Annotated in this window: 19 protein-coding genes; 12 read left to right on the top strand and 7 right to left on the bottom strand. The window is 70.0% G+C overall.

Annotated elements, in window-relative coordinates; genetic code table 11:
* Nucleotides 1-55: 55 nt before the first annotated feature.
* The 4 genes from AC3EO7_RS11375 (at nt 56) to AC3EO7_RS11360 (ending at nt 3,971) form a co-directional block, all read left to right on the top strand.
* Nucleotides 56-1,321, top strand: coding sequence for an AI-2E family transporter (locus AC3EO7_RS11375; RefSeq protein ID WP_435591152.1), 1,266 nt, complete (start codon nt 56-58; stop codon nt 1,319-1,321).
* Nucleotides 1,299-2,474, top strand: a complete 1,176-nt coding sequence (gene macS / locus AC3EO7_RS11370; protein WP_435591151.1) for a MacS family sensor histidine kinase — start codon at nt 1,299-1,301, stop codon at nt 2,472-2,474. The genes AC3EO7_RS11375 and macS overlap by 23 nt, the downstream gene beginning before the upstream one ends.
* Nucleotides 2,475-2,557: 83 nt before the next feature.
* Complete coding sequence (locus tag AC3EO7_RS11365) at nt 2,558-3,190, top strand: response regulator (RefSeq protein WP_435591214.1); 633 nt, start codon at nt 2,558-2,560, stop codon at nt 3,188-3,190.
* Between the two features lie 94 nt (nt 3,191-3,284).
* A complete protein-coding gene (locus tag AC3EO7_RS11360; protein WP_431968366.1) occupies nt 3,285-3,971 on the top strand; it encodes a DUF1707 SHOCT-like domain-containing protein in 687 nt (228 codons plus the stop codon).
* A gap of 25 nt (nt 3,972-3,996) precedes the next feature.
* Here the strand turns inward: AC3EO7_RS11360 and AC3EO7_RS11355 are convergent, their stop codons facing one another.
* The gene (locus AC3EO7_RS11355; protein WP_431968364.1) at nt 3,997-5,187 is read right to left on the bottom strand and encodes a helix-turn-helix domain-containing protein; all 1,191 of its coding nucleotides are present in this window, start codon (nt 5,185-5,187) and stop codon (nt 3,997-3,999) included.
* Between the two features lie 310 nt (nt 5,188-5,497).
* Here AC3EO7_RS11355 and AC3EO7_RS11350 point away from each other — a divergent pair, with 310 nt between their 5' ends.
* Together AC3EO7_RS11350 and AC3EO7_RS11345 are read left to right on the top strand one after the other, a co-directional pair.
* Nucleotides 5,498-5,974 (top strand): hypothetical protein, encoded by a 477-nt coding sequence (locus AC3EO7_RS11350; RefSeq protein WP_435591150.1) that lies wholly within the window; start codon nt 5,498-5,500, stop codon nt 5,972-5,974.
* A 930-nt stretch (nt 5,975-6,904) separates the two neighbouring features.
* Nucleotides 6,905-8,593, top strand: coding sequence for a DUF2339 domain-containing protein (locus tag AC3EO7_RS11345; protein WP_435591149.1), 1,689 nt, complete (start codon nt 6,905-6,907; stop codon nt 8,591-8,593).
* Nucleotides 8,594-8,786: 193 nt separating this feature from the next.
* Here the strand turns inward: AC3EO7_RS11345 and AC3EO7_RS11340 are convergent, their stop codons facing one another.
* The 4 genes from AC3EO7_RS11340 to AC3EO7_RS11325 all read right to left on the bottom strand — a co-directional run bounded on the left by AC3EO7_RS11340 (nt 8,787) and on the right by AC3EO7_RS11325 (nt 14,880).
* Nucleotides 8,787-11,726, bottom strand: a complete 2,940-nt coding sequence (locus AC3EO7_RS11340) for an MMPL family transporter (RefSeq protein WP_435591148.1) — start codon at nt 11,724-11,726, stop codon at nt 8,787-8,789.
* On the bottom strand, nt 11,726-12,454 hold the full coding sequence (locus tag AC3EO7_RS11335; protein WP_431968356.1) for an NYN domain-containing protein: 729 nt from the start codon (nt 12,452-12,454) through the stop codon (nt 11,726-11,728). Before AC3EO7_RS11335 ends, AC3EO7_RS11340 begins: the two co-directional genes overlap by 1 nt.
* A gap of 174 nt (nt 12,455-12,628) precedes the next feature.
* Nucleotides 12,629-13,438: a tRNA (guanosine(46)-N7)-methyltransferase TrmB gene (gene trmB / locus AC3EO7_RS11330; RefSeq protein ID WP_431968354.1), complete on the bottom strand. Its 810-nt coding sequence runs from the start codon at nt 13,436-13,438 to the stop codon at nt 12,629-12,631.
* A 59-nt stretch (nt 13,439-13,497) separates the two neighbouring features.
* A complete protein-coding gene (locus AC3EO7_RS11325) occupies nt 13,498-14,880 on the bottom strand; it encodes a lipase family protein (RefSeq protein ID WP_431968352.1) in 1,383 nt (460 codons plus the stop codon).
* Between the two features lie 147 nt (nt 14,881-15,027).
* Between AC3EO7_RS11325 and AC3EO7_RS11320 the strand changes: the two genes are divergently transcribed.
* The 4 genes from AC3EO7_RS11320 to AC3EO7_RS11305 all read left to right on the top strand — a co-directional run bounded on the left by AC3EO7_RS11320 (nt 15,028) and on the right by AC3EO7_RS11305 (nt 20,622).
* On the top strand, nt 15,028-15,810 hold the full coding sequence (locus AC3EO7_RS11320; protein ID WP_435591147.1) for an SDR family oxidoreductase: 783 nt from the start codon (nt 15,028-15,030) through the stop codon (nt 15,808-15,810).
* Nucleotides 15,811-15,876: 66 nt separating this feature from the next.
* A complete protein-coding gene (locus AC3EO7_RS11315; protein WP_435591146.1) occupies nt 15,877-17,016 on the top strand; it encodes a hypothetical protein in 1,140 nt (379 codons plus the stop codon).
* Nucleotides 17,003-18,547, top strand: coding sequence for a hypothetical protein (locus tag AC3EO7_RS11310; RefSeq protein WP_435591145.1), 1,545 nt, complete (start codon nt 17,003-17,005; stop codon nt 18,545-18,547). The genes AC3EO7_RS11315 and AC3EO7_RS11310 overlap by 14 nt, the downstream gene beginning before the upstream one ends.
* Nucleotides 18,548-18,789: 242 nt before the next feature.
* The gene (locus tag AC3EO7_RS11305; RefSeq protein ID WP_431968344.1) at nt 18,790-20,622 is read left to right on the top strand and encodes a phosphoenolpyruvate carboxykinase (GTP); all 1,833 of its coding nucleotides are present in this window, start codon (nt 18,790-18,792) and stop codon (nt 20,620-20,622) included.
* 203 nt (nt 20,623-20,825) lie between these two features.
* On the opposite strand, the gene AC3EO7_RS11300 is transcribed toward AC3EO7_RS11305, so the two are convergent.
* On the bottom strand, nt 20,826-21,560 hold the full coding sequence (locus tag AC3EO7_RS11300) for an HD domain-containing protein (RefSeq protein ID WP_435591144.1): 735 nt from the start codon (nt 21,558-21,560) through the stop codon (nt 20,826-20,828).
* A 247-nt stretch (nt 21,561-21,807) separates the two neighbouring features.
* Here AC3EO7_RS11300 and AC3EO7_RS11295 point away from each other — a divergent pair, with 247 nt between their 5' ends.
* Both AC3EO7_RS11295 and AC3EO7_RS11290 read left to right on the top strand, forming a co-directional pair.
* Nucleotides 21,808-22,761 (top strand): GlxA family transcriptional regulator, encoded by a 954-nt coding sequence (locus tag AC3EO7_RS11295; protein WP_435591143.1) that lies wholly within the window; start codon nt 21,808-21,810, stop codon nt 22,759-22,761.
* A 179-nt stretch (nt 22,762-22,940) separates the two neighbouring features.
* The gene (locus tag AC3EO7_RS11290; RefSeq protein ID WP_431968338.1) at nt 22,941-23,144 is read left to right on the top strand and encodes a hypothetical protein; all 204 of its coding nucleotides are present in this window, start codon (nt 22,941-22,943) and stop codon (nt 23,142-23,144) included.
* Nucleotides 23,145-24,135: 991 nt separating this feature from the next.
* Here AC3EO7_RS11290 and AC3EO7_RS11285 read toward each other — a convergent pair.
* Nucleotides 24,136-25,581: an aldehyde dehydrogenase gene (locus AC3EO7_RS11285; protein ID WP_435591142.1), complete on the bottom strand. Its 1,446-nt coding sequence runs from the start codon at nt 25,579-25,581 to the stop codon at nt 24,136-24,138.
* Between the last annotated feature and the right edge of the window lie 105 nt (nt 25,582-25,686).

Genomic DNA, 25,686 nt, shown 5'->3' with positions numbered 1-25,686 from the left:
TTCGTCCACGTGCGGCTGTCCGGACCGCCCGGCTCGGAGCGCTACCCTCAACGAGGTGACCGAGCTCGAGGAACGTCCACGCCGGGACTCCGCCGCGGACGCGGTGCACCCGATCGTCCGGCAGACCGCGGAGTGGGCATGGCGCCTGCTGGTCATCTTCGCCGCGGTGCTCGCCCTGGTGATGATCGTGCAGCGGCTGGCGACCGTCGTCATTCCCACGGCCATCGCGCTGCTGGCTGCCGCGCTGCTCGCGCCTTTGGTGGACTGGATGCAGCGCCTCGGCATACCGAGGTGGGTCGGGGTGTTCGTCTCGATGGTCGGCTCGCTCGGGCTGGTCGCGGGCATCATGACCTTCGTCGTCGAGCAGTTCGTCGATGGTGTGCCGCAGCTGTCCGACGAGTTCACCGGCAGCATCCACAAGATCCAGGACTGGTTGATCAACGGCCCGCCGCACATGAGCGACGATCAGATCCGCAACGCGGGCGACACCATCGTCAAGACGATCCAGTCCAATCAGGACAGTCTCACCTCCGGCGCGCTCACCACGGCCACGGTGATCGGGCACATACTGACCGGGACTTTCCTCACCCTGTTCATCCTGATCTTCTTCCTCTACAGCGGCGATCAGGTCTGGCAGTTCGTCACCCGGATCGTGCCGACCGCGCACCGGGAACGGGTCCGGCTGGCCGGGCAGCTCGGCTTCGGATCGCTGGTCGGCTTCGTGCGGGCGACCGTCGCGGTCGCGGCGGTCGACGCCATCGGCATCGGGGCGGGGCTGGCGATTCTCGGGGTGCCGTTGGCGCTGCCGCTGGCCTCGCTGGTGTTCATCAGTGCGTTCATCCCGATCATCGGCGCGTTCCTCGCCGGATCCATCGCGGTGTTCATCGCGCTGGTCACCAAGGGACTGGTGACGGCGCTGATCGTGCTCGGCATCATCATCGCGGTGATGCAGCTGGAAAGTCATGTGCTGCAACCGCTGCTGCTCGGCCGCGCGGTGAGCATCCATCCGCTGGCGGTGGTGCTGGCGATCGCGGCGGGCGTGGTGCTCGGCGGGATCGCGGGCGGCCTGCTCGCGGTGCCGTTCGTCGCGGTGATGAACACGGCGATTCGATCGCTGCTCGCCGACAGCCCGGAGGAGACGTTCGGCGAATTGCGGACCGCCGAGCATCGGCTGTATTCGGCGGAACCGGACCGGCCGGATCCGGGAAGGTTCGATGTCGAGGCGACGCTCGCCGAGGAGGTCGCGCTGCTGAGCAAGGTGCGCGGGGGCGACGCAGGCACCGGACGACAGAACGCCGATGAGCCCGGCCGCGCCGACTGAGCTCAGTCCGGCCGACGCGGCGACCGCGCCGCTGTGGCGGGCCGTGCAGGCGTTCCGGCTCGTCACGCTGCTGTACGCCGTCGGCCAGCAGGTCGCGTCCGTGCCCTACTACCAGAACCAGCGTCTGAGCTGGGTGTTCATCGCATTGATGGTGGTCTGGTCCGGGCTGTCCGCGCTGATGCTCTCGCAGTGGCATGCCGACGTGGTCAAGGTGCGGGTCTGGGTGGTGATCGGCGACCACATCGTGGTGATCGGATTGATCGCCGCCACCCGGCTGGTCGCCGACTACGACTGGTACCACGGGCACCAGACCCTGCCGACGACCATGTGGGCGGCCAACGCGGTGATCTCGGCGGCGATCCTGCGCGGGCCGGTCGCGGGCATCGCGTCCGGGCTGCTGATCGCGGCGGTGATCATCACCGTGCGCGACCAGTGGGGACAGGACGTCTGGGCGGACGCGACCGCGCCGGTGCTCGTCTCGGTGGGCTTGGCGCTCGGGCTGGCCGCCAACACCGCCCGGCGCGCGCAGGAGCAGTTGCAGCGCGCGGTGCGCCTGACCGCCGCGGCCGAGGAGCGCGAGCGGCTCGCCCGCGAAGTGCACGACGGCGTGCTCCAGGTGCTCAGCTACATCAAGCGGCGCGGCAGCGAAATCGGCGGACCCACCGAGGAATTGGCGTTGCGTGCTGGTGAGCAGGAGGTGGCGCTTCGGGTGCTGATCTCCGAGCAGGGCGTGCGCGAGGACGCGGGCGGCGCCGAGCTGGATCTGCGTCCGCTGCTGACCGTGCACGCGACGCCGAAGGTGTTCGTCTCGACGCCGGGCGAGCCGGTGCGGGTGGGACGTTGGGCGGCAGGGGAAATCGCCGCCGCCGTCGCGACCGCCCTGGTCAACGTCGAGCTGCACGCCGGAGTGGACGCGAAAGCCTATGTGCTGCTGGAGGACACCGGCACCGAGCTGATCGTCAGCGTGCGCGACGACGGTATCGGCATCGCCGCGGGCAGATTGGCCGAGGCGGAAGCCGAAGGGCGGATGGGAGTTTCGCGGTCGATCGTCGGGCGAATCGGCGCGCTGGGCGGTACCGCGGAGCTGCTCACCGAGGGCAGCGCGGGCGAGGGCGTCGAATGGGAATTCCGTGTCCCGCGCGACGCACGCTGACCTGGGGATTCTGGCACGATGAACGGTACGGCGAGAGGAGCGGTGCGGTGACCGATGACGGTGCGGCCGGGACCATTTCGGTGATGGTGGTGGACGATCACCCGATGTGGCGCGACGGGGTCTCCCGCGATCTCGCCGAGGCCGGGTTCGAGGTCGTCGCGACCGCGGACGGTGTCGGTTCGGCCACCAGGCGCGCCGCGGCCGTACGCCCCGCCGTCGTCCTGATGGACATGCAGCTACCGGACGGGAACGGCGCTGTCGCCACGGCCGAGGTGCTGCGCGTCTCGCCGCGGAGCCGGGTGCTGGTGCTTTCGGCCTCGGCCGAGCGCGACGACGTGCTGGACGCCATCAAGGCGGGCGCCTCCGGTTATCTGGTCAAGAGCGCGTCGGCGGCCGAACTGATCGACGCGGTGCGCGCGACCGCCGCCGGTCAGCCGGTGTTCACGCCGGGGCTGGCCGGGCTGGTGCTCGGCGAGTACCGCCGGATGGCGACCGCGCCCGCCGAGCCCGACGAACCCCACCGGCCCGCACTCACCGAACGGGAGACCGAGGTGCTGCGGATGGTGGCGAAAGGGTTGTCCGCCAAGCAGATCGCGTCCCGGCTCGGGTTGAGTCACCGGACGGTGGAGAACCACGTGCAGGCGACGCTGCGGAAGTTGCAGCTGGCCAACCGGGTCGAACTCACCAGGTACGCGATCGAACAGGGGCTCGAGTAGGCCGGGACATCCGACCGGCGGAGGATCCGCACGCGCGCCGGAATCCGGGATCGCCCTGATGCCGAGACCGTCGCCCCTCGGTAGCCTCGAAGCCATGGGCGGCCCCGAATCGGTATCCAATGGTGTCGGCTCCGATGGTGCGGTCGGCGATCGGGATCTGCGCGTCTCCGACGCCGAACGCGAGCACGTCGGTCAGCTGCTGCAGCGGGCCGTCGGGCTCGGGATGCTCTCGCTCGGCGAGTTCACCGAGCGGATGGACACCGCCCTGGCCGCCAAGACCCGCGGCGAACTGAACGCCGTGCTCATCGATCTGCCCGGCGTCCGCCTCATCGGTCAGCCCGCCGCACGGCCCACGACGTTCGTGAACTCCACGCCCTCGTTCGCGAATCGGCCGCCGATGCCGCCCGCCCCGGCGGGAAACGTGATTCGCGGCCGCATGTCGAGCGTGAACAGGCGCGGGCCGTGGCAGGTCGCGCCTTCGCTGCACCTGAACAACTGGTTCGCGGGCGTCACCCTCGATTTCACCGAGGCGGTCATGTCCACCCAGGTGGTCGAGTTGAACATCGACGACTACTGCAGTTCGCTCACCCTGGTGGTGCCCGCCGAGGCCACCGTCGACATGAACGGTCTCGACCTCATCGGCGCGAGCCTCAACAACAAGGTCCGCACCGGTCCTCCGCTCGGCCCGCTCCACCTGGTCGTCCACGGCCGCGTCCGCCTCGGCTCGGTCACCGCCAAGCATCCGTTCATCGCCCATTGGCGCAAACTGCTCGGGCACTGACCCGTGCCTTCGGTCGTTCGGCCGGTCAGGTGTTGACGCCGATGCGGCGGGCGAAGGCGCGCAGCGGGACTCGGCGGTCGTGGTCGAGGAGTTCGGACACGATGTGGCGGGGCAGGGACTGGTATTTGATCCAGTCGACGCCGCCGACGCGTTCGGCGTTCAGCAGCGCGTCCAGGGCGCGCTGGTGCTGGCCGGTGCGGGTCAGCGCGACCGCGGTGTCGGCGAGGTGGCGGGCGCGTGAGGCCTGCGGCAGGCCGCTGTTCGCGGGCATCTCCTTCGCCGCGGCCAGCGCCTCGGGATAGCGCTCCGAGGAGACGTTGACGTCCACCGTCTGCATGACGACCTGGGATGGGCCGAAATAGGTTTCGTAGTCCTGCCGGTCGCCGCCGATGCGCAGCGCGACCTCACCTGCCGCCTCGATCAGCGACAGCGCCTCTGGCACGTTCTGGGCTCGGCCCGCCGCGGTCGCGCCTTGGAGCACGAGGGAACCGTAGGCGGACAGGTGCGCGGGCGGCACCTCGCCCTCCGGCTCCAGGTCCGTCGCGGCGCGCAGCGCGACCCGGCGCGATTCGTCGTACCGGCCCTGCACCAGCAGCTGCCAGGCCACCGAGCCGCGGATGGTCGCCAGCAGCAGCGAATCGTTGCCGCGCTCGGCGGCGGCCAGCGCCTGACGGATGGCGAGGAATGCCGGATCGGTGTGCCCGAGATGCACCAGAGTGCAACCGGTGACCCAGCACATGCGGGCGAGCAGTTCGTTGGCGGGTGCGACCGCGCCGTTGCGCGCGGAGTGCACGGTCGCGCGCAGCTGGATGAGGCTGGCGGGCAGGATCGAGGTGAGCAGCTCGTAGCGGCCCGCCCAGTACGCGCCCCAGGCGTAGTCGACCGCGCGGCGGCCGTCGTCGAGGCTCACCGCCTCCTCCTCGGGCACCTCGCCGAGCAAATCGTCCACGGGGGTCAACGCGCGCCGGATGGCGACGATGCCCGCGTCCGGGTTGCCGGACGGTATCCCGTGGCGCTTGCCGATCAGATCGGAGATGTCGACATCGAGCGCGCGCGCCAGTTTCTGCAAGCTCGCGATGGACGCGGTTTGGCGTCCACCCTGCTCGAGCTTGCGCACGAGATCCACGCTCACCCCGGCCTGGTCGGCGAGCTGGCGCTGTGTGAGCGCTTTGCCGCGAAAGCGCCGGATCCGCACCCCGATCGACGATTCGTCCATGTACCCAAGTCCTTTGTTAAATCTGGGTTTCAGAGTACGACGCTACGGGATGGACTTCACCCGAAGTGGGACATTGCGTACGACTCGTTGGCCGCTGGTTGGAATACCGTTGCCTTTCTGCAACTTTGAGAATGCAAAGGGCGGCGGCAATGACCACGATGCCGAACACCACTGTGCGAGCCCGGCGCGCCGATCGCGCGACCGCGTCGCAAGTTTTTCTCGCTCGAACCGAACAGTTGCGCCTGCAGGGCCATGACCTGCGTGAACTATTACGCCGACGGCCGACCACTTGCTACAGCAACGTCATCGCGTGAGGGGAAGCATAATGTTCGAACGCTGTCACAGCCCGAACGAGGCGGCGCACCTGCTCCGACATCGGTTCGGATTGCCGGTCCAGTTGCTCGCCGGGCGTCCCGTGGTGACCACGGGCAGTCTGCTCGGGGGCGTCGTCATGCCGCCGGAACTCGGCAGGAAGGTGCTCGCCACCCTGGACCGCCAGATGACCGCCCCGGTGGTCGCCGACCCCGGCGACCGCACCTGGACGTTCCTGGTGACCCCGCCCAGCCCCGTCACCCCGGTCGACGTGCACGTCCGGCGCTGCCTGGCCGGACATCAGGTCACCGTGATTCCCGGCGGCCGCCACCTGCTGCTGCCGAGCACCGATTCCCGCCTCGGCTGGCATTGGGCGGCCGAACCCGCACCCGGCGTGCTGCGCATGCCGCCGCGTTCGGCGGTCATCGGCGCCATCCACCAGGTGACCGGCATGCGGGCCGCGCCCGCCTCCTGACCGCCCGGCGCGACCGGCCCCCACCCGTAGCCGGTTGGGGGTCGGTCTGGGCGAAATCGGGTAGATATCGGTCCTCGGCCGGGGGTTTCTACTCATGTTCGGCACGGATGAGGGGCCGAGCATGGGGTCATGACTACATCTATCGATCCGGCGCTGATCTCGCGCTTGTCCGGTGAGTTCACTGCGCTGGGGACGCAGATGGGTGCACTCGGGCGGGATCTCGCGCTGCTTCGCGAACAAGTGGCGCCGGATCTCGCCGCCGAGCGTGCCCCGGCCGACTCGGCCGCGGGTGCGTCAGGTGACCGGGCTGCCCCCGGCGGAGCGGAGGGGATTCCGGCGGCGCTCCGGGGCAGCCCCGCTTCGGTGCCCGCGGGAGGGTGGCGCGGGTCGTCCTCGACGGACCCCGATTCCGCCGCCGCGAGCGAAAGCAGTTCCGTCGCCGGGAACCCCGACCTCGAGCGCAGCACCGCTGTTGGCGGGGGAACTCCGGTCGCCGTGGAGAGTGAGTCGGGTACGCCCGAAGACCTCGCCCGGCGCCGGGGCTCCTCTGGTGCCGAGGGCGGTTCACCAGCTGGTGTGGGAACGTCTTCGGCTGCGGTCGGGCATCCTGCGCGCGGCACGAGTGCGGCCGGTGCTCAGAGTGACTCGTCTGCTGGTGCTGGCTCGTCTTCGGGTGTGGCGGGTTGGCCGGGTGCGGTGCCGGGTGTGGGTGGCGGGTCGAGTGCGGCAGCTGTTCCGCCGGTTCCGCCTCCGCCCTACCCGCCGCCGACGGCGGCTCAGCCCGTGTACGGGTCCGCCTACGCTGCTGCGGCGGAGCGGTATTGGGGTCCCGGATCGGGGGCGATGGTTCCGCCGGGTGCGGTGCCGCCACCGGGTGTGCCGCAGGGATGGCCCACGCAACCGGGCGCGTTGCCGCACAGGGGCAGGCGGATGGCGCCGCCCGGGATGCTGCCGCCCGCGCCGCCGCGGCGAGAGCCGCATGTCCCGTGGTGGCAGCGGGACGGGGTGATCAGCCGGGTGCTCGCGGTGGCCGGGGTGGCGGTCACATTGATCGGTGTGGTGATGCTGTTGGTGCTCGCCGCGCAGGCCGGATTCTTCGGGCCGGTCCCGAGAGTTGTGTCCGGAGCGGTTTTCTCGGCCGTTCTGGTCGGCGCTGGCGTGCGGGTCGTCGGCAAGGCTGGCGGGCGGGTCGGCGGAATCGCGTTGGCGGCCACCGGTATCGCGGGTGTCTATCTCGACGTTGTCGCAGTGACGGCCGTGTATCACTGGTTGCACCCGGTGCTCGGGCTGGCGGTGGCGCTGGCCGTCGCCGCGGGTGGCGTCGGACTCGCGATGCGGTGGAAGTCGCAGCCGCTCGCGGTGCTCGTGGTGCTCGGCGCCGCGCTGCTCGCACCGTTCGTAACCACCGAGTTGGTGCTGCTCGGATTCCTGATCGTGCTGCAATTGGCTTGCGTCCCGGTGCAATTCGGACGGGACTGGCCGTTCCTGCACATTGTGCGCACGGTGCCCGCAGTGCTGGCCACCCTGGTGAGCATCGCCATCGCGCTGATCGAGACGCTCGATCACGGGCGCGAGCTGTGGTTGCTGGTCGCGTCGATCGCGATCGCGCTGGTCGGTGCGTCCGGCACCGTGCTGGTGGTGCGCAGGCGTGCCGGTGACATCGTCGCCACGCTGGCCTTCGCGATCTCGACGACCCCGATGCTCGCGGTGGTGGCGCTGTTCGATCGGCGTATCGCCGCCCTCGTCGCGGCCGCGCACGCGGTGGTTCTCCTGTCCCTCGCCGCGACGGCAGTGACGCCGAAAATGCGTGCGCTCACTAAGATTCCGGGCCACACCGCCATCGCCGCTGCGGTGGCGGGTTCCTTCGCGCTGCTCGAAGCATGCGTCGGTGCGACGAGCACCCAGACTCTTCCGATCGCGACGCTGCTGGTCGCGCTCGGCTTCCTCGGGGTGGCCGGCCAGCTGCGTTCCAGCGCCGTCGCAGGCCTCGGTCTCGCCTTCGCGCTGATCGGCGGCCTCGCGTTCGCGGCCACGGCGACCCCGGAAAGGCTTGCGTCGCCACGCCTTGCCGAGCAGCACCTGTCCATCTCCACCACGTTGGCGGCGGTCATCGGCCTGGCCGTCGTCGCGGTGGCGGTCTGGACCGTCCGCAGACTCGCGGGCACGCCGAAGGGCGGTGCGGAGGAATCGATCCTGTGGATCGCCGCGAGCGGCGCGGCGCTGTACTTGGTGACCGCCGCGATCGTCGCGGTCGGCGCGGCCACCGGCGCCGCGGACGGTTTCGTCGTCGGCCACAGCATCGCCACCATCGTGTGGATGGCGGCGGCCACCGCGGCCCTGCTCTACGGCCTGCGCAACCTCGCACGCTCCGCCGCCATCGCCAAGGTCGCCCTCGGCTCCGGCCTTTTGGTCACCACTGCCGCACTGGCCAAGCTCTTCCTGTTCGACCTGGCCACCCTGGACGGCCTGATCCGTGTCGCCGCCTTCCTGGTGGTCGGAATCCTCCTGCTGCTCACCGGAACCCGCTACGCGCGCGCTTTCGCCGAAGCAGGCGGCTCGGGTGGCGCGTCGCCGGGCGGTACCGAAGCCCGCTCGGGTGCGGATCCGGCCGCCGAGTGACCTGAACACCCCGCCCGGGAAATGCCAAGGGGCGGGGCCATTCTCACGACACCGGCCGCAACCACCATTTCTCTACCGCCGGTAGTCGAATGGATTCGACGATGGAGAAATGGTGGCCCCGACTGCCTCGGAGCCACCATTTCTCTCCCGTCGATTTCCTGCCCGCGATGGGTGCCCCGCGATGGATGCGGAATCAGTCCTCGTCGTGGCGGCGGAGGAGTTCGTTGACGCTCACCGAGCGTCCGTCGCCGCTGTGGTGCCTGCCTTCGTCCGAATCCGCGATGTGGCGGCGGGAGGAGCGGAGTTCGGCCATCCAGTTCTCGATGCTGGTGCGGTTGTCTGCCGGCGTCTCCGAGGCGCTGCCGTCCGAGGCCGCGTGCTCTGCGGGCGCGCGGTGATGTGTGGAACCCGGTGCGGCGGAAGAGGGTTGGTGGCTCTGCGCCAAGGGGCGGTGGCTTGCGCCTGCGGCCGGATCGTAGGCGCTCGACCCGTGCGGGGCCGAGTCGGGCGCGGTGCCGCGCGGTCGGGAGGTCCCCCCCGACTCGAGCGGCCGGGTCGCATCGTCCATCGAGCCCGCGGATTCCTGCGACCGCGCCGGTTCGGCGAACGGCACGGCACGCGGCCGCGGCGGCTCCGCCGGAGTCGGCTGCGTCGACCTGCCCGGGTACTGATCCGGCAGCCCCGACAGCGAAGTCGCGCGCGGCCCAGTCGGGTCGTGCGGTCCAGGAGCCACCGTGCGCGGCGGGCTGGGCGGCGCCGCGTGCGCCCCCGGAGTCGCCGGACGCGGCGGCACGGGCGGCGGAACCGAATCGATGCTCTGCGTGGGCGCTTCGGCCTCGATCTCCTCGATGGTGCGCGGACGACGTGGGGTGCGCGGCTGCTTGCCCTCCGACACCGCGGGCATCTGCATCGTCACCGGGTCGGTGATGGGGGTGGTCTTGACCAGGTCGACCACCTCACCGCCGCCGGGGCGCTCGTCGTCGAGGATGGGTTCGCCGAGGCCGATCTTCTGCTGAATGCGCTTCATCCAGGCGGGCGCCCACCAGCAGTCGTCGCCGAGCAGCTTCATGGTGGCGGGCACCAGCAGCATGCGCAGGATGGTCGCGTCGATGAACAGCGCCGCGATCAGGCCGTAGGCGATGTACTGCATCATCACCAGGTCGGAGAAAGCGAACGCGCCGACCACCACGAGCAGGATCAGCGCGGCGGCGGTGATGATGCGTCCGGTGTGCGCGGTGCCCGCTCGCACGGCCTCCGTGGTGGACGCGCCCTGGGTGCGCGCCTCGACCATCCGCGAGAGCAGGAAGACCTCGTAGTCGGTGGACAAGCCGTAGATCACCGCGATGATCAGCACCAGCACCGGCGACATGATCGGCTGCGGCGTGAAGTTCAGCAGGCTCGCGCCGTGACCGTCGACGAAGATCCAGGTCAGGATGCCCAGCGTGGAGCCGAGGCCGAGCGCGCTCATGAGCGCGGCCTTGATCGGCAGCACCAGCGAGCCGAAGGTCAGGAACATCAGCAGCGTGGTCACGAAGATGACCAGCGCGATCATCAACGGCATGCGGTCGAGCAGCGCGTCGATGCTGTCCTTCTGGATCGTCGGCTGCCCGCCGACATAGAGCTGGACGTTGTCCGGCACGTCCATCGAGCGCAGGTACTCGATGGTCGGGTCGTAGTTCTCCGAATCCTCCAGCGTCGCGCTCGTCCGGTAGACGTCGGGATCAGTGGTGGATCGGCTCGGCACCTCGAACTTGCCGGTGAGGCCGGGCGCTTCGCTCGCTTCCTTCCACACCTTGCCGACCGCGGCGCTGTCGTCGGAGACCATCACCAGCTGCACCGGGTCGGTCTTCCGCAGCGGGAAGACCTCGTAGAAGTTCTCCAGCGCGACGCGGGTCTTGTTGTCCGGCGGCAGGTATCGCTCGTTGATGCCGCCGAAGGCCAGGTTCTTCACCGGGATGATGAGCAGCAGCAGGCCGATGCAGATCGGCACGGCGATCTTGAGCGGGTGCTTCATCACCCACTGCGTCGTCTTGCCCCAGAAGCCGTTCTCGACCTCCTCCGCGGTCTTGGTCTTGCGGAAGCGCTTGAAGCCGAGCATGTCCACGCGCTTGCCGAGCACGCCGAGCATCGCGGGCAGGATGGTGATCGCGGTGAGCGCGGCCAGCGAGACCGTCGCGATGGTGCCGTAGGCGACGGATTTCAGGAAGCCCTGCGGGAACAACAGCATGCCGCCGAGGCTGGCGATGATCATGGTCGCGGAGAACACGACCGTGCGGCCCGCCGTCATCACCGAGCGCCGGACGGCCGCGCGAGTGTCGTACCCCTCGGCCAGCTCCTCGCGGAAACGGCTGACGATGAACAGGCCGTAGTCGATGGCCAGACCGAGGCCGATCATCGAGACGACGCCGGAGACGAACGAGTTCACCTCGGTGAACTTCGTCAGGAACATGATGATGCCGTTGGCGCCGATCACCGTCAGACCGCCGACGACCAGCGGCAGACCCGCCGCGACGAGACCGCCGAAGATGAAGAACAGCAACACGGCGACCGCCGGGATGGCGAGCATCTCCATGCGCTTCTGGTCGGCGGCCATGGTGTCGTTGAGCGTGCCCGACACCGCTTGCAGGCCGGTCACCTGCACGTCGACGTCCGGAATGTAGAAGACGTCCTTCACTTTCCGGTAGTTACGCACCATCTCGGTGTCGTTGTCGCCGACGATGGCGATGGAGGCGAAGGTGGACTTCTTGTCCTTCGAACCGAAGGTCAGCGGGACGCCGGGGCCGGTCTCGGTCTGCCAGTAGGCGCCGTTGACCTTGGCGATCTCGTTCGGGTGTTCCTTCGGCAGGCGGTTCAGGCTGTCGACGACTTTGTCCCGGAACTGGGGGTCGTCGATCGTCTTGCCCTGGGGTGCGGTGTAGAGCAGGATCACGTCGCTGGTGTGATCGCGCCCGAAGGCACCGTCGGCGATCCGCGCGGCGTCCGCCGATTCCGAGGTCGGGTCGTCCCATCCGCTGGAGCTGAGGTGGTGTTCCAGGCCGAGGCCGTAGCCTCCCAATGCCAGGAGGGCCGCGCAGACGATGCCGATGACGGCCCAGCGCAGCCGGTAGACCAGATCGCCCCAGCGTGTGAACACTAAGCGACTCCTTGGGCGGGGCGAGAGGTGAGCAACGCCGACAGCGGCCGGAACGGCTGCAGCCAGGCGCCCTCGTCGGGCAGCGAGTCGAGGCTGACCCTGGGCAGCGGTTCACGGAACACGCCCGGGATGTCCTCGAGGTCGATGAATTCGAGCGTATCGGATGTTACGGCCCAACTCGCGTGCTCGCGGAAGCCCAACACCTGAACGGGAACTCCGCGCGCGGCCAATCGTTCCAATGGTTCGCGAAAGGCTTGGCCGTCGGCGGAGGCGACCATGATTCCGGCGAGTCCGGCGCCGCGGCTACGCAATTCGATGTGCGCGAGCATGTCCGCGTCGACGTCGGAGTCGTCGTCGATCTTCGGCTTGGCGAACACGGCGTAGCCGACATTGCGCAGCGCCTCCACCCACGGGCGCACCACATCGGCGGTGCCTGGTGCGATGTTGGTGAAGACGGTGGCCTCCGGCTCGACCCTGGTCGCGCTACCGACCGAGAGTTCGGCTGTGCGTGCGAGCAGCCAGCGGCCGAGCGCATCGAACCGCGGACGGTACGCGGCGGTCGGGCGGCCGCCGAGGATGGCGCCGAGACCCATATCGAGGTTGGGCGCGTCCCAGACGAGCAGCACCCGGCGCACATCGGGCGCGGCGCCGCCCAGCCCTTCCGACCCGCTGCCGTGCCCCTCCGTGGTGACGTCCACCACCTCGTGGGCCATCTCACTGACACTCATGCCTGCGCCTCGCTGACGCTCGGCTCCGGCATGCGCGAGGCACGCTGGCACATGATTCGCTCACTGCGTTCGCTCATCCCTGCGCCTCGCTGACGCTCGGCTCCGGCATGCGCGAGGCACACCCCACGACTTTCATGACGGCCGAGCTAATTGGTCGCTCGCTGCGCTCGCTCATCATTCGATCTTGCCCCATATGAACTCGGTGATGGCGCTTCCCGCCCGATGCGCCTTGCCTTCGAATTTGGTGACGGGGCGGTCGAAGCCGATCGGGGCGCTCTCCTCGTTGTCCGCGCTGACGCCGCCGGTCGCCTCGTTCAGGCCGATCAGCAGCGGTTCCGCGGCGCCGACTTCGGCGATGTGTTCGGCGTAACCCGCGTGGTCGGTCGCGACATGCAACACACCCCCCGGCCGGAGGCGGCTCGCGATGAGCGCGAGGGTCGCGGGCTGCAGCAGCCGCCGCTTGTGGTGCCTTGCCTTCGGCCACGGATCGGGGAAGAACACCCGTACGCCGGTCAGCGACTTTTCGGCAATCATGTGCTCGAGCACATCTACAGCGTCGCCGCGCAGCAGCCGGATGTTACCGATGTCCTCGCGCTCGATGCGCTGCACCAGCTGGGCGAGGCCCGGCTGATACACCTCGATGCCGATCAGGTTCAGGTGCGGCTCGGCCTGCGCCATCTCGGCGGTGGCGGTGCCTGTCCCGCAGCCGATCTCGATGACCAGCGGGGCTTCGCGACCGAACCAGGCGGCGGCGTCCAGCGGTGCGTCGGAGACCTCGCGGCCGATCTTCGGCCACATGCGATCCCAGGCGCCCTGCTGGTTCGGGGTCAGCGCGCCCCGGCGGGAGCGGAAGCTGGTCACCCTCGGGTAGAGGCGGGAGCCGGTGGGCGATCGTCTGCCTGCTTCGAGCGGGGCCGATGCTGTGGACGGCCTGCCCGGAACCGACTCGACAGTGTGGTTGGCGGCGTCGTTCACGGCGTCCATTGTCCAGCATCCGACGAACGGCACGGCAATCGAACCCCGACCGCGCGGTCTTCGCGAGGTCAGGCGGCGCGTTCGGCGACGATCCTCGGCGCGGGCGGGGTCTCGCCGCGCAGCGGCCGCCCGAGCACGACCTTCACCGTGGTGGTCGCCATTTCCAGCAGTCCGCGCAGGCCGGTGGGGGAGGCGAGCACCGACCACACGGTGGAGTCGGAGTCGGCGGTCGGCGGCTCGCCCGCCAGCCGGTCGGCCAGCCACGCCAGGCTGATCGGGGTGGCCAGCGGCAGCATCGAGAAGTGCTCGCTGAGCCGGTCGCGCACATAGGTGACCGACGCGCCGCCCTGCCGGTAGCGGGCGACCTGACCGTCCACGCCCTCCTTGTGGATGACCTGGTCGTGCACGGGTTGCAGCACGAGCAGCGGACAGGTGGGGGTGGAGTGGCCGAGGCGCAGGTCGTCGAACAGGTCGCGGAACTCGGGTGTGGCCAGCAACTCTTGCAGCGGGCGCTGCAGGAAGTCGTCCATCTTCTTGCCCGCGAGCGCGAGGATCGCGCCGAGCGGCGTCGAGGTCTCGGCCGTGGCGACGAAACGATGCCCTTCGGGCGTGAGCTCGTCGTCGATCACCGCGCCGAGGGCGGGATAGAGCTTGCGCAGCGCGGCGATCACGATGGCGGGCAGACCGGCGTAGCTGCCGCCGTTCAGCCTGCGGAACACCTGCTCGGGATCGCCGACCGGCGCGCCGAGCACCGCGCCCGCGATGTTCAGCTCCGGCGCGTAGGTCGGCGCCATCTCCACCACCCAGGAGCTGGCCATGCCGCCGCCGGAATAGCCCCAGACGCCGACGGGTGTGCCCGCGTGCAGGCCGAGCGGGGTGAAGCCGAGCGCCGCGCGGACGCCGTCGAGCACGCGGTAGCCGGGTTCGCGCGGTGCGCCGAAGTTGCCGTGCGGTCCCTCGTGATCGGCGATCGAGACCGCCCAGCCGCGGCGCAGCGCGTTCGCGACGAGCAGCCACTCCACCTGGGTGACCGCGCCGAGCGCGCGGGATCCGCGCCGCAGGGCGTAGGACGGCGAGCACTTCTCGGTGACCGCGTCCATGGCCGTCTGGAAGGCCAGCAGCGGCCGGTCTTCGGACGGGTCGGCGCCGTCGGGCAGCAGCACGGTGGTCACAGCCACCTCGGGCGCGCCGTGCAGATCGTTGCTGCGGTAGAGCAGCTGCCAGGCCGAAACCTGTTGCGGCACAACACCGAAGAGTGCGAGATCGATGGCGCGGCTGCGGAGGACGGCGCCGGGTGGCCTGGAGGCGAAACCGCGCGGCGGCCGGTAGAACGGATCGGCGCTGGGGAGCAGCGGCTTGTCGCCGGGCGGCAGCGCCTGGGCGCCGCGGGCCTGCCGGTGGCCGATGGCCTCCGGTTCGCTGTCGACAACACCGATGGCGTCGACGGTCATCGCAACCTCCTCGACGGGCCGGAGCGCTTGCTTGAAAAGCGAAGCTGCGCACCGCCGATGGTGCCGACCACCAGTGCAGAGTAAGTGAAGCGCGGTATCTGTGTGAACCCTGGTAACAGGGGTCGACGACGGCACTAGACTGCCGACATGAGTTCACCGACCGTGTTCATCACCGGTGCGGCGGCCGGTATCGGCCGGGCTACGGCACTGCTTTTCGCTGGGCACGGGTACCACATCGGCGCCTATGACATCGACGAGGTCGGCCTCTCCCGGCTGGCCGCGGACATCAACAGCGCAGGTGGCAAGGTGCGCACCGGGATATTGGATGTGACGAACAACACTCACTGGGAAGAGCGGCTCGCCGAGTTCTACGCGGAGACGGGCCGGCTGGACATCCTGATCAACAACGCGGGAATTCTGCGCTCGGGCCGCTTCGAAGACATCGACCTGGCCACCCACCAGGCGATCATCGACGTCAACCTGGGCGGGGTACTCGCGGGCACCCACCACGCCTTCTCGTACCTGCGCGACACCAGACGGTCCCAGGTGGTGAATCTCTGCTCGGCGTCGGCGATCTACGGACAGCCCGAACTCGCCAGCTACGGCGCGACCAAGTCGGCGGTCAAAAGCCTCACGGAGGCACTGGATCTCGAGTGGTCACGGCACGACATCCGGGTGATCGCGGTGTGGCCGTTGTTCGTGGCGACCTCGATGGTGGACGGCATGGACACCGCGACGACCAAATCGCTCGGCGTGCGGCTGACCGCCGCCGACGTGGCCGACGGCATCTGGGAGGCGACCAGCAAGCGCCCCCGGCTGCCCAGGGTGCACTACGAGATCGGTACGCAGGCGAAGTTGCTGGCGACGGCCGCGAAGTACGCCCCGAGCTGGGCGGTCCGCGCGGCCAACAAATACTTCTCCGGTTCCTGAGCGGTCGGCACTGCCGGTGACCGCTCGGTCTGACAGAATTGCGCCTCGACAAGGGGGTGTGTAGCCATGCCGACGGCCACCGAATTCAACGGGCAGCTGCGCGAACGGGGTGTGCCCACGCGCGAAGGGGATCAGCTGGATCGGCTTCTCGTCGATCTGCAGTCGGTGGGCGGGCAGGCCGCCGCCATCGGTCATCACGCCAACAGCGCGGTCAACGCGTGGCGCAGGCCGCCGCGCATCCAGGTGACCGGGCGCGCGCACGCGGGCCGGACCACGGTGCTGCACGCGCTGGCGCTGATGTCGGCGGCGGAGACCGGTCCGGTGGACGAGCCGGGCGCGCCCGATCCGGTGCTCGACGCCGACATCGTGGTCTACGTCCTCGCGGGCGCGCCGCTGCCCGCCGACCGGAGGGTGCTCGCCGAACTGCCGCCCGAGCGCACGGTGGTGGTGTTGAACAAGGCCGACGCCATCGGCTCGCGCTGGGGCGACGCGGTCGCCGCCGCCGAGCAGTACACCAGGGAGCTGGGCATTCTCACGCTGCCGGTGGTCGCCGCGCTGGCGGTCCGCACGCGGGCGGGCGCCGTCACCGACGCCGACATGGCCACGTTGCGCAGGCTCGCCGCCGCCGCGGACCCCGCGCTGACGCTCTCGCCGGACTTGTTCGTCTCACCGACCGCGGGCCCCGACGTCACCGAACGCGAGCAACTGCTGCACCGCTGGGAGCTCTACGGCATCACCTGCGCGCTGAGCGCGCTGCGCCACGATCCCGAGCTCGGCGCGCACGCGATCCTGCAACTGTTGCACGCCGCCAGCGGCATCGACGCGCTGCACCGGCTGCTGCACCGCCGCTACGAGCAGGTCTCGGCGCTGCGCGGCGGCGAACTGCTCGACGAGCTTGCCCGGCTGGCGGCCCGCGCGTTGCCGGGCGAGACCGGACAGGCCAGGGACATCCTCGAGGACTACCTGCACGGCGACGACGCCATGTGGCTGGCCCTGTGCGCCGGACTGGCGAATCCCGCGGTCGCGCATCTCGCCGCGGGTTATCCGTCGCCCGCGCCCGCCGACGCCGACGACGCGTTGACCAGGGCCGCGCGCTGGCGCGCTGTGGTCGCCGGCGACATGCCGCCCGCGGCGCGGCGCGCGGCGCTGCGGGTGCACAACGGATACATCCGACTATGGGAGCGAATGAGCAGTGCCGGACTCTGATCGACCGGATCCGGCGCTGCGGGGACCGACTCCGCCGGAACCGCTGTCGGCGGACGTGGAGGCGGTGGTCGCGCGCTGGAATCCCCAGGGCATGGCGTTGCTGAAGGCGGTGCGTGGCGCAGGAGCGGCCTCGACCGTCGCGCTGATCGGCCCGGACGACGCCAACACCACCCTGTTGCGCACCGAGCTGGCGCGTTTCGAACCTCGCATCGATCTCACCGATCCGATGACCGACGCCAACGCGGCCGTGGAATCCACCGCCCCCTCGGGCGGCGCGCCCTCCGGCGTGGCGCTGATCCTGCTCGACGCGGGCACCAGCCTCGGCACCGACACGCTGGGGGTGGTGCGCCGCCTGCGGTCGGACGGCACCCGAATCCTGCTCGTCATGAACGGCGTGCACGCCTACCAGGACTGGCGCACCGTGCGCTCGCACAATCTCGAGCTGCTCGCCGCGCAGGGTTTCGGCGACCTGGACATCATCCCGGTCTCGGCGCGTCTCGCCGTCGCCGGACGCACCGGCGGCGACGCCGGGCTGATCGACCGCTCCGGGCTGACTGCGTTGCACGCCGAACTGACCGCGACCGCGGCGGACGCGGAGGCGTCGGGCGACGAGCGGTTGTCCGCCGTGCTGGCCCGGGTGCTCACCGACACCAGGAAGCGGGTCGTCGAACAGGTCGCCGCGCTGCGCTCGGGTGTGGAACCCACCCGCTGGCGCGAGGAGCGCGCGACCCTGCTCGCCGGCCGCGACGGCGGCCGCGCCACCGCCATGTCGACGCTGCGCGGCCAGCTGCACCTGGCCCGCGTCGACCTGATGACCGAGGTAGGCGGGCACGTCAGGGCGCTGCACACGGCGGCCCGCACCGAGCTCGACCGCCTGCACCCCGCCGAGCTCGGCGACTATCCGGACCGCCTGCAGCAGTCGGTGACCGAGCTGACCGGCGCGGTGGACGCGAGCATCGAGCGCAGGCTCGCCGAACTGATGCATCGCCTGGACAGCGCGGGCCGCGTGGATCTCGCGCCGCCGCATCGCCGACGGGACCCGGCGCCCCGGGTCGGCCCCGATCCGGAGCCGAGGCACCGGGGTGTCGAAGATCACCTCATGATCGCGCTGGGCGCTTCGGCGGGCGTCGGACTGGGCAGGCTGCTCGTCGCGCCGTTGTCGCTGGTGCCCGCGCTGGATGTGGCAAGCATCCCCTTCACATTGCTGCTCGGCGGCCTCGTGGCCTGGTGGGTGGTGCGGGCGCGGCGGCAGGTCGCCGATCGCGCGCACGTCCGGCAGTGGGTCGCCGACGCGCTCGTGAACGTGAAAGCCCAGCTAGAGCAACGGGTGGCGACCGCGCTGGTGGAAGCGGAGACCGAATTGGCCGATCGCGTGGTGCGCGCGAGCGCCACGCGGATCGTCGACACCGACCGACGGGTAGCGGAACTGGAGGCCCGGATTCGGCGGGCCGCGGCCGAGCAGCCGGGCCAGCTGGCGGCGTGCGAACGCGATATCGCGATACTCGACAGGCACATCGTGCCTGTTGAATAGGCAACCGAATGGGTACATGGTTAGGAACCCGATTCCGTACTGGTAGTCACATCGCGTTAACCTCTAAGCAGGAACCTGGGCGTCCGCTTCGTCCTTGTACGCCGTCCAGCCGGGGCGCGCTTTCGACTGGTCGTAGCGGGTTGCCTTCCCGCCAACGGTGGCGCTCGGTGTGTTCGCGCTGGTCATGGGCCTTGGGCCAGGCGGCGAAACATCGGACAGCCGCCCATCTCAGGAGAGTTTTCATGACCTCAGCGACCATTCCTGGTCTTCGTGGATCCGACGGCCAGGCGCCGACCGAGCACAGCGAACTACTCGCCTGGGTACAAGAAGTCGCAGAACTCACTCAGCCGGACCGAGTGGTCTGGGCGGACGGTTCCGATGAGGAGTGGGAGCGTCTGACCGCCCAGCTCGTGGCTGCGGGCACCTTCCAGAAGCTGGACGAGAAGAAGAAGCCGAACTCCTTCCTCGCGCTCTCCGATCCGTCCGACGTGGCCCGGGTCGAGTCCCGCACGTACATCTGTTCCAAGACCGAGGCCGACGCGGGACCCACCAACAACTGGGTCGACCCCGCCGAGATGCGCGCCACCATGACCGAGCTGTACCGCGGCTCGATGAAGGGCCGCACCATGTACGTGGTGCCGTTCTGCATGGGCCCGCTCGGCGCCGAGGACCCCAAGCTGGGCGTGGAGCTCACCGATTCCGAATACGTCGTCGTCTCGATGCGCGTCATGACCCGCATGGGCACCGCCGCGCTGGAGAAGCTCGGCGCCGACCGGCCGTTCGTGAAGGCGCTGCACTCCGTCGGCGCGCCGCTGGCCGAGGGCCAGCAGGATGTTCCGTGGCCGTGCAACGACACCAAGTACATCACCCACTTCCCCGAGGACCGCGAGATCTGGTCCTACGGTTCCGGCTACGGCGGCAACGCACTGCTCGGCAAGAAGTGCTACTCGCTGCGCATCGCCTCGGCGATGGCGCACGACGAGGGCTGGCTGGCCGAGCACATGCTGATCCTCAAGCTGATCTCCCCGGAGAACAAGGCCTACTACATCGCCGCGGCGTTCCCCAGCGCCTGCGGTAAGACCAACCTCGCGATGATCCAGCCGACCGTTCCCGGCTGGCGCGCGGAGACCCTGGGCGACGACATCGCCTGGATGCGTTTCGGCAAGGACGGCCGCCTGTACGCGGTGAACCCGGAGTTCGGGTTCTTCGGCGTCGCGCCCGGCACCAACCGCCAGTCGAACCCGAACGCGATGGCGACCATGGAGGCGGGCAACACCGTCTACACCAACGTCGCGCGCACCGACCACAACGACGTCTGGTGGGAGGGTCTCGAGGGCGAGCCCGATCACCTGATCGACTGGAAGGGCAACGACTGGTACCACCGCGAGACGGAGACGCTGGCCGCCCACCCGAACTCGCGCTACTGCACCCCGATGTCGCAGTGCCCGATCCTGGCCCCCGAGTGGGACGACCCGCAGGGTGTGCCGATCTCGGCGATCCTGTTCGGCGGCCGCCGCAAGACCACCGTCCCGCTGGTCACCGAGTCCTTCGACTGGCAGCACGGCGTGTTCATGGGCGCGACGCTCTCCTCGGAGCAGACCGCAGCGGCCGAGGGCAAGGTCGGCACCGTGCGCCGCGACCCGATGGCCATGCTGCCGTTCATGGGCTACCACGTGGGCGACTACCTGGCCCACTGGGTCAACGTCGGCAAGAACGCCGATGCGGCGAAGCTGCCGAAGATCTTCTACGTGAACTGGTTCCGTCGCGGCGCCGACGGCCGCTTCCTGTGGCCCGGCTTCGGTGAGAACTCCCGCGTGCTGGAGTGGATCATCGGCCGCATCGAGGGTTCCGCGCAGGCCGAGCAGACCGCCATCGGCAACGTGCCGACCGCGGCGCAGCTGGACCTGGAGGGTCTGGATGTCGACGCGGCGGACGTCGACGAGGCGCTCGCCGTGAACGCCGAGGAATGGCGCAAGGAGATCCCGCTGATCGAGGAGTGGTTCGAGTTCGTCGGCGACAAGCTGCCTTCGGGTGTGCGCGACGAGTTCGAGGCCCTCAAGCAGCGCCTGAGCTGATTGTCTTTCACGATCGCCCGCACCGTTTTCGGTGCGGGCGATCGTGTTTTCCTGGTCGACTGCGAGGAGATCACACACCGTTCGGACGTCGCACAGCGCCATCGGCTGTGTGCGGCGTGCGGTGGATGTGTGCGCCGGAGGGTTCGGCTGCGGTGCCCGGGGCGAGCGCACCCCGGCGGGGCGGCGCGGGTGGCGCACACCTGTTATTCGGGGAACGGTGCGAGCCGGATCAGTGGTGCGAATTGCGCTGTGGAGAGCAGCCATCGGGCGCGGCCGTGGGGGACGGCGGCTGCCTCGGCGCGCAGAGCCGCGATCATGTGTCGTTTGAAGTTGTGGCGGGGGTGCCGGTGCAGTAGCTCGGTCACCCACGCGGGGTCCAGGTCGGCCAGGCGCAGGCCGAGAACGTCGGCGCCCGCGCCCGCCGAGACGAACCCGAGGTCGTCCGGGCGGTCGGCGACGCCGATGGTCAGATGGGCGGCGATGGCCGCGCCGATGGTGCGGGCCTGTTCGGGCGTCGCGCCGGACGCGGTCGCGAACCCGACCGCTCGTTCGGCCCCGACCACCGCGAAACACCTTCCCGGCGTGGGGTGTTCGAGATTCAGGTCGTGCAGCAGGCAGGACACGTAGGCGAGTTCGTCGTCGTATCGTACGCCGTCGAGGTCGGCGAGTGCGCGTCCGAAGAAGTAGCTGCGATACGAATGTTCGAGGACGTGCGGCGTAAGGCATTCTCGCGCTTCGCTTTCCGCGGCGCGGGCGAGTCGGGAGTCCGGCAGTCGCAGTGCCGCGAAGTCGACGCGGCCCGCGCCGCGGCGGCCGAGGGCGAGCCGGACCTGCCCGGCCACGATGCCCGGCAGCGCGGTGACCAGCTTGCCGGTGAGTTGCCCGCGCTGGCGGCGGGTCAGCGCGCCGCCGGTTTCCATGGCCCATTTCCAGTCCATGCCTGCCGGAGCGCGGTTGGCTGTTGCCGGCGTTCTGTCGATCTTTGTCGGCGCTTCGTTGGCTGTTGGCGGCGCTGGGTTGGTCTTTGTTCGCGCCGGGTCGATTTCCGCTGGCGCTCTGTTGTCGTCTGCTGGCGCACCCACGCCCGACCTCCTCCGTCTCGGTGGTCTCAGTGAACCGGCCGCCGGAGGTCGTGGCCAGTGGCGGGAATGCCAGTAAGGCTCCGATTCGTGCCAAACTGAAGGCGTGAAACAGGTGGTCGCCCTCGCGCTGGACGGCGTCATGACCTACGACCTGGCCTGCGCGGTCCAGGCCTTCCGGCACGGGCCGAGCAAGACCGGGGAAGGCCGCGGGTTCGAGATGCGGACCTGCGGCGTGCGGCCGGGGCCGGTGTGGACGCCGAACGGCTTCGACCTGCACGTCGAATACGGCTTGGAGCTGCTCGAAGAGGCCGAGATCGTGGTCGTGCCCGGGATCGGGCTGCCCACCTCGCCGCCCCCGCCCGAGGCGATCGACGCGCTGCGCGCGGCGGCCGGGCGCGGCGCGACGATGGTGAGCATCTGTGTCGGAGCTTTCGTGCTCGCCGCGGCCGGCCTGCTGGACGGGCGGCCCGCCACCACCCACTGGGCGTATTGCGAGGAGTTCGCCACGCTGTTCCCCTCGGTCCGGCTCGACCCCGGCGCGCTGTACGTCGACGACGGTGACATGCTCACCTCCGCGGGACTCTCCGCGGGTCTCGACCTCTGCCTGCACCTGGTGCGCCGCGAGCTCGGCGCCGGATTCGCCGCCGAGCTGGCGCGCTGGAACGTGACGCCGCCGCACCGGGAAGGCGGTCAGGCGCAATACATTCCGGACGCGCTCGGGCGGATGGGTGACGGCTCGCTGGGTGTGGCCGCGACGATGGCCTGGGCGGCGGCGAATCCCGCTGCGGCGCCGGATGTTTCCGCGCTGGCCCGGCACGCGCTGATGAGCGAGCGCACCTTCATCCGGCGTTTCAAGGCGGAAGTGGGCGCGACGCCGCGGCGCTGGCTGGAGGCGCAGCGCACCGCGCGGGCGCGGGAATTGCTGGAGACCACCGACCTACCGGTGGAAGTCGTTGCGGCGCAATCGGGTTTCGGCAGCGTCACCGCGCTGCGTACGCATCTGCGCGCCGCGACGGGCGCGACGCCCGCCGGATATCGCCGTTCGCTGCGCCGCTGATCCGACTGCGCACCCGGGGCTGTGAGGCGCGCCACGCCGTGTCCTATTCTGACTTCGATATCGGCTTCACAACCGATCGGCGCCTCGACGCTTGGCCCGGCCGATCGGAGGGACTACTGCCCTATCGCCGTCGCAGCCCCCGGCGCGGCGCGTAGAGACGCGTGAGAGGTGGTTGGAGCATGACCGATCTCGAGTTCGACGCCCGCGAATCCCCGGTGGTGGCCGGGGCCGCGTCGGCGCCGGTGAGCACGCCACTGCACCGCCACGCAGGCCGCCTCCAGAAGGCGCTGCCGCCCGGTTGGCGGGTCGAGGTCGTGGACACACAGATCCAGCCGGGCCGAGACGATACGGCGGCGCTGCGGGTCGTGATGCCCGACCAGTGAGCCGGGGGCGAGCCGCGCCGCTCGCCCGGTGCGCTGACCGTACGGCGCCCATCCGAAGCCGCGACGGCCCGGAGCGCGTCGCCCCCGGGCGGAGTCGAGACCGACGCCGGGCACGGCTGCAGCGGAGGCGCCGGACAGGGCTATCCGATGCCGCGTACGGCTGGAGCGCGTCGGCCCCGGACGGAGTCGGATCGACGCCGTGTACGGCTGGAGCGGAGGCGCCGGACAGAGCTATCCGATGCCGCGTACGGCTGGAGTGCGTCGGCCCCGGACGGAGTCGGATCGACGCCGTGTACGGCTGGAGCGGAGGTGCCGGACGGAGCCATCCGATGCCGCGCACGGCCGCCGCGGCGTCCCTGGTTCGGACCGACGCCGTGTACGGCTGAGCGGAGGCACCGGACAGAGCTATCCGATCCCGCGTACGGCCGGAGTGCGGCGCCCCCGTGCGGAGTTGGATCGACGCCGTGTACGGCTGGAGCGGAGGTGCCGGATGGAGCCATCCGATGCCGGGTACGGCCGGAGCGTGGCGCCCCTGGGTGGAGTCGGACCGATCTGTGTACGGCTGGAGCGGAGGTGCCGGACGGAGCCATCCGATGCCGCGTACGGCTGGAGCGCGCGTCGGCCCTGGGCGAAGTTGGACCGATGCCGTGTACGGCTGGAGCGCGGCGCGCCTGGGTGGAGTTGGGTCGACGCTGTGTACGGCTGGAGCGGAGGCGCAGGACAGAGCCATCCGATGCCGCGCGCGGCCGGAGCGCGGCGCCCCTGGTTCAGACCGACGCCGCGTACCGCTGAGCGGCGGCATCGGACGGAGCCCATCCGAAGCCGCGCACGGCCGGAGCGCGGCGTCCCCGGACGGAGTTGGACCGGCGCCGCGTACAGCTGGAGCGGAGCAGCGGACGGAGTCGAGACCGACGCCGCGCACAGCTGGAGCCGAGGCGCTGGACAGAGCCCATCCGCCGCCGCCCACGGCCCAGCGCAGCCGGAGGTACTCCTATCCGGTCCAGCCGAGCGGCATCAGCAGGGACTTCTGCTCGCAGAAGGAGTCGAGACCCTCGGGGCCGTTCTCGCGGCCGAGCCCGGAGTTCTTGTAGCCGCCGAACGGTGACGTCGGATCGAAGGCGTACCAGTTGATCGCGTAGGTCCCGGTGCGCACCCGCGCCGCGATCTGCGCGCCGTGCTCGATATCGGTCGTCCACACCGAGCCCGCCAGGCCGTAGGCCGAGTCGTTCGCGATGGCCACCGCCTCGTCTTCGGTCTCGTAGGGGATCACCGAGAGCACCGGGCCGAAGATCTCCTCCTGCGCGATGGTCGACTTGTTGTCGACGTCGGCGAAGATCGTCGGTTCGACGAACCAGCCACGGTCCAGGTCGGCGGGCCGTCCGCCGCCGAGCACCAGGCGTGCGCCCTCCGCCTTGCCCCTGGCGATATAGCCCTCGACGCGTTCGCGCTGGCGCTCGGAGATGAGCGGGCCGTACTGGACGGCGGGATCGGTGGGATCACCCGTCTTCTGCGTGCGGACGTATTCGACCAGCGCGTCGAGGATCTCGTCGTAGCGGCTGCGTGGCGCGAGGATCCTGGTCTGCGCGACGCAACCCTGGCCGCTGTTCATCAGGCCGGAGAAGGCCAGCACCGGAATGCTCGCCGCGAGATCCATGTCGGGCAACAGGATTGCCGCGGACTTGCCGCCGAGTTCGAGCGAGACGCTCTTGAGCTGCCCGGTGGCGATGGCGCCGATCTTGCGACCGACGGCGGTGCTGCCGGTGAAGGTGAGCTTGTCGACGCCGGGGTGGGAGACCAGGTATTCGGCGACCTCGGCGTCGGCGGGCAGCACCGAGAGCACACCCTCCGGCAGGCCCGCCTCGGTGAAGATGTCGGCGACCATGTTGGCGGTCAGCGGTGTGAGCGGCGCGGGCTTGAGGATCACCGTGCAGCCGGCGAGCAGGGCGGGCGCGAGCTTGTTGACCGCGAGGAACAGCGGCACGTTCCACGCGGTGATGGCGGCGACGACGCCGCGCGGTTCGCGCGTGACCCGCGTGGTGCCGAACCCGCCGACGCGCGTCTCCTGCCACGGAAACGTCTGCGCGAGTGCGGCATACGCGTCCAGTGCGGCGGTGGCCGGTATCTGGTTGAGCGTCAGGGCGATCATCTGCGGCGCGCCCATTTCCGCGGTGAGTGTCGCGAGCAGATCGGCCGAACGCTGCTCGATCAGGCGCGCGGCCTTGGTGAGCACCGCGGCGCGTTCGAGCGGCGGGGTCGCGGGCCACGGACCGTGATCGAAGGCGTGCCGCGCGGCGGCGACGGCGGCGTCGACGTCGGCCCGCTCGACCACGGGGACGCTGCCCACCGGCTCGACCGTGGCCGGTGAGATGACCTGAAGGCGCTCGGTGCCCGCTGGCGCAGTCCAGCGGCCGCCGATGAACAAGCTGTCGTAATGCATGGGAACACGTTACAGTTTTACGGCCCGCTTGTCTGTAACCTGTTTCAGTTTTCTCTTCGCGCAGGCGCCTGACCAGGTCGAATTCCAACCTGTCGGTTCGCTTTT

This window comes from Nocardia sp. bgisy118 (genome assembly GCF_057708605.1).
This window is presented reverse-complemented; position numbering and strand designations above follow the sequence as displayed.

Excerpts from the sequence above, each read along its gene's own strand:
- macS (WP_435591151.1), top strand. The coding sequence starts at position 1,299 with ATGAGCCCGGCCGCGCCGACTGAGCTCAGTCCGGCCGACGCGGCGACC.
- AC3EO7_RS11365 (WP_435591214.1), top strand. The coding sequence starts at position 2,558 with ATGGTGGTGGACGATCACCCGATGTGGCGCGACGGGGTCTCCCGCGAT.
- AC3EO7_RS11360 (WP_431968366.1), top strand. The coding sequence starts at position 3,285 with ATGGGCGGCCCCGAATCGGTATCCAATGGTGTCGGCTCCGATGGTGCG.
- AC3EO7_RS11355 (WP_431968364.1), bottom strand. The coding sequence starts at position 5,187 with ATGGACGAATCGTCGATCGGGGTGCGGATCCGGCGCTTTCGCGGCAAA.
- AC3EO7_RS11345 (WP_435591149.1), top strand. The coding sequence starts at position 6,905 with ATGGCGCCGCCCGGGATGCTGCCGCCCGCGCCGCCGCGGCGAGAGCCG.
- AC3EO7_RS11335 (WP_431968356.1), bottom strand. The coding sequence starts at position 12,454 with ATGAGTGTCAGTGAGATGGCCCACGAGGTGGTGGACGTCACCACGGAG.
- trmB (WP_431968354.1), bottom strand. The coding sequence starts at position 13,438 with ATGGACGCCGTGAACGACGCCGCCAACCACACTGTCGAGTCGGTTCCG.
- AC3EO7_RS11325 (WP_431968352.1), bottom strand. The coding sequence starts at position 14,880 with ATGACCGTCGACGCCATCGGTGTTGTCGACAGCGAACCGGAGGCCATC.
- AC3EO7_RS11320 (WP_435591147.1), top strand. The coding sequence starts at position 15,028 with ATGAGTTCACCGACCGTGTTCATCACCGGTGCGGCGGCCGGTATCGGC.
- AC3EO7_RS11315 (WP_435591146.1), top strand. The coding sequence starts at position 15,877 with ATGCCGACGGCCACCGAATTCAACGGGCAGCTGCGCGAACGGGGTGTG.
- AC3EO7_RS11305 (WP_431968344.1), top strand. The coding sequence starts at position 18,790 with ATGACCTCAGCGACCATTCCTGGTCTTCGTGGATCCGACGGCCAGGCG.
- AC3EO7_RS11300 (WP_435591144.1), bottom strand. The coding sequence starts at position 21,560 with ATGGACTGGAAATGGGCCATGGAAACCGGCGGCGCGCTGACCCGCCGC.
- AC3EO7_RS11290 (WP_431968338.1), top strand. The coding sequence starts at position 22,941 with ATGACCGATCTCGAGTTCGACGCCCGCGAATCCCCGGTGGTGGCCGGG.
- AC3EO7_RS11285 (WP_435591142.1), bottom strand. The coding sequence starts at position 25,581 with ATGCATTACGACAGCTTGTTCATCGGCGGCCGCTGGACTGCGCCAGCG.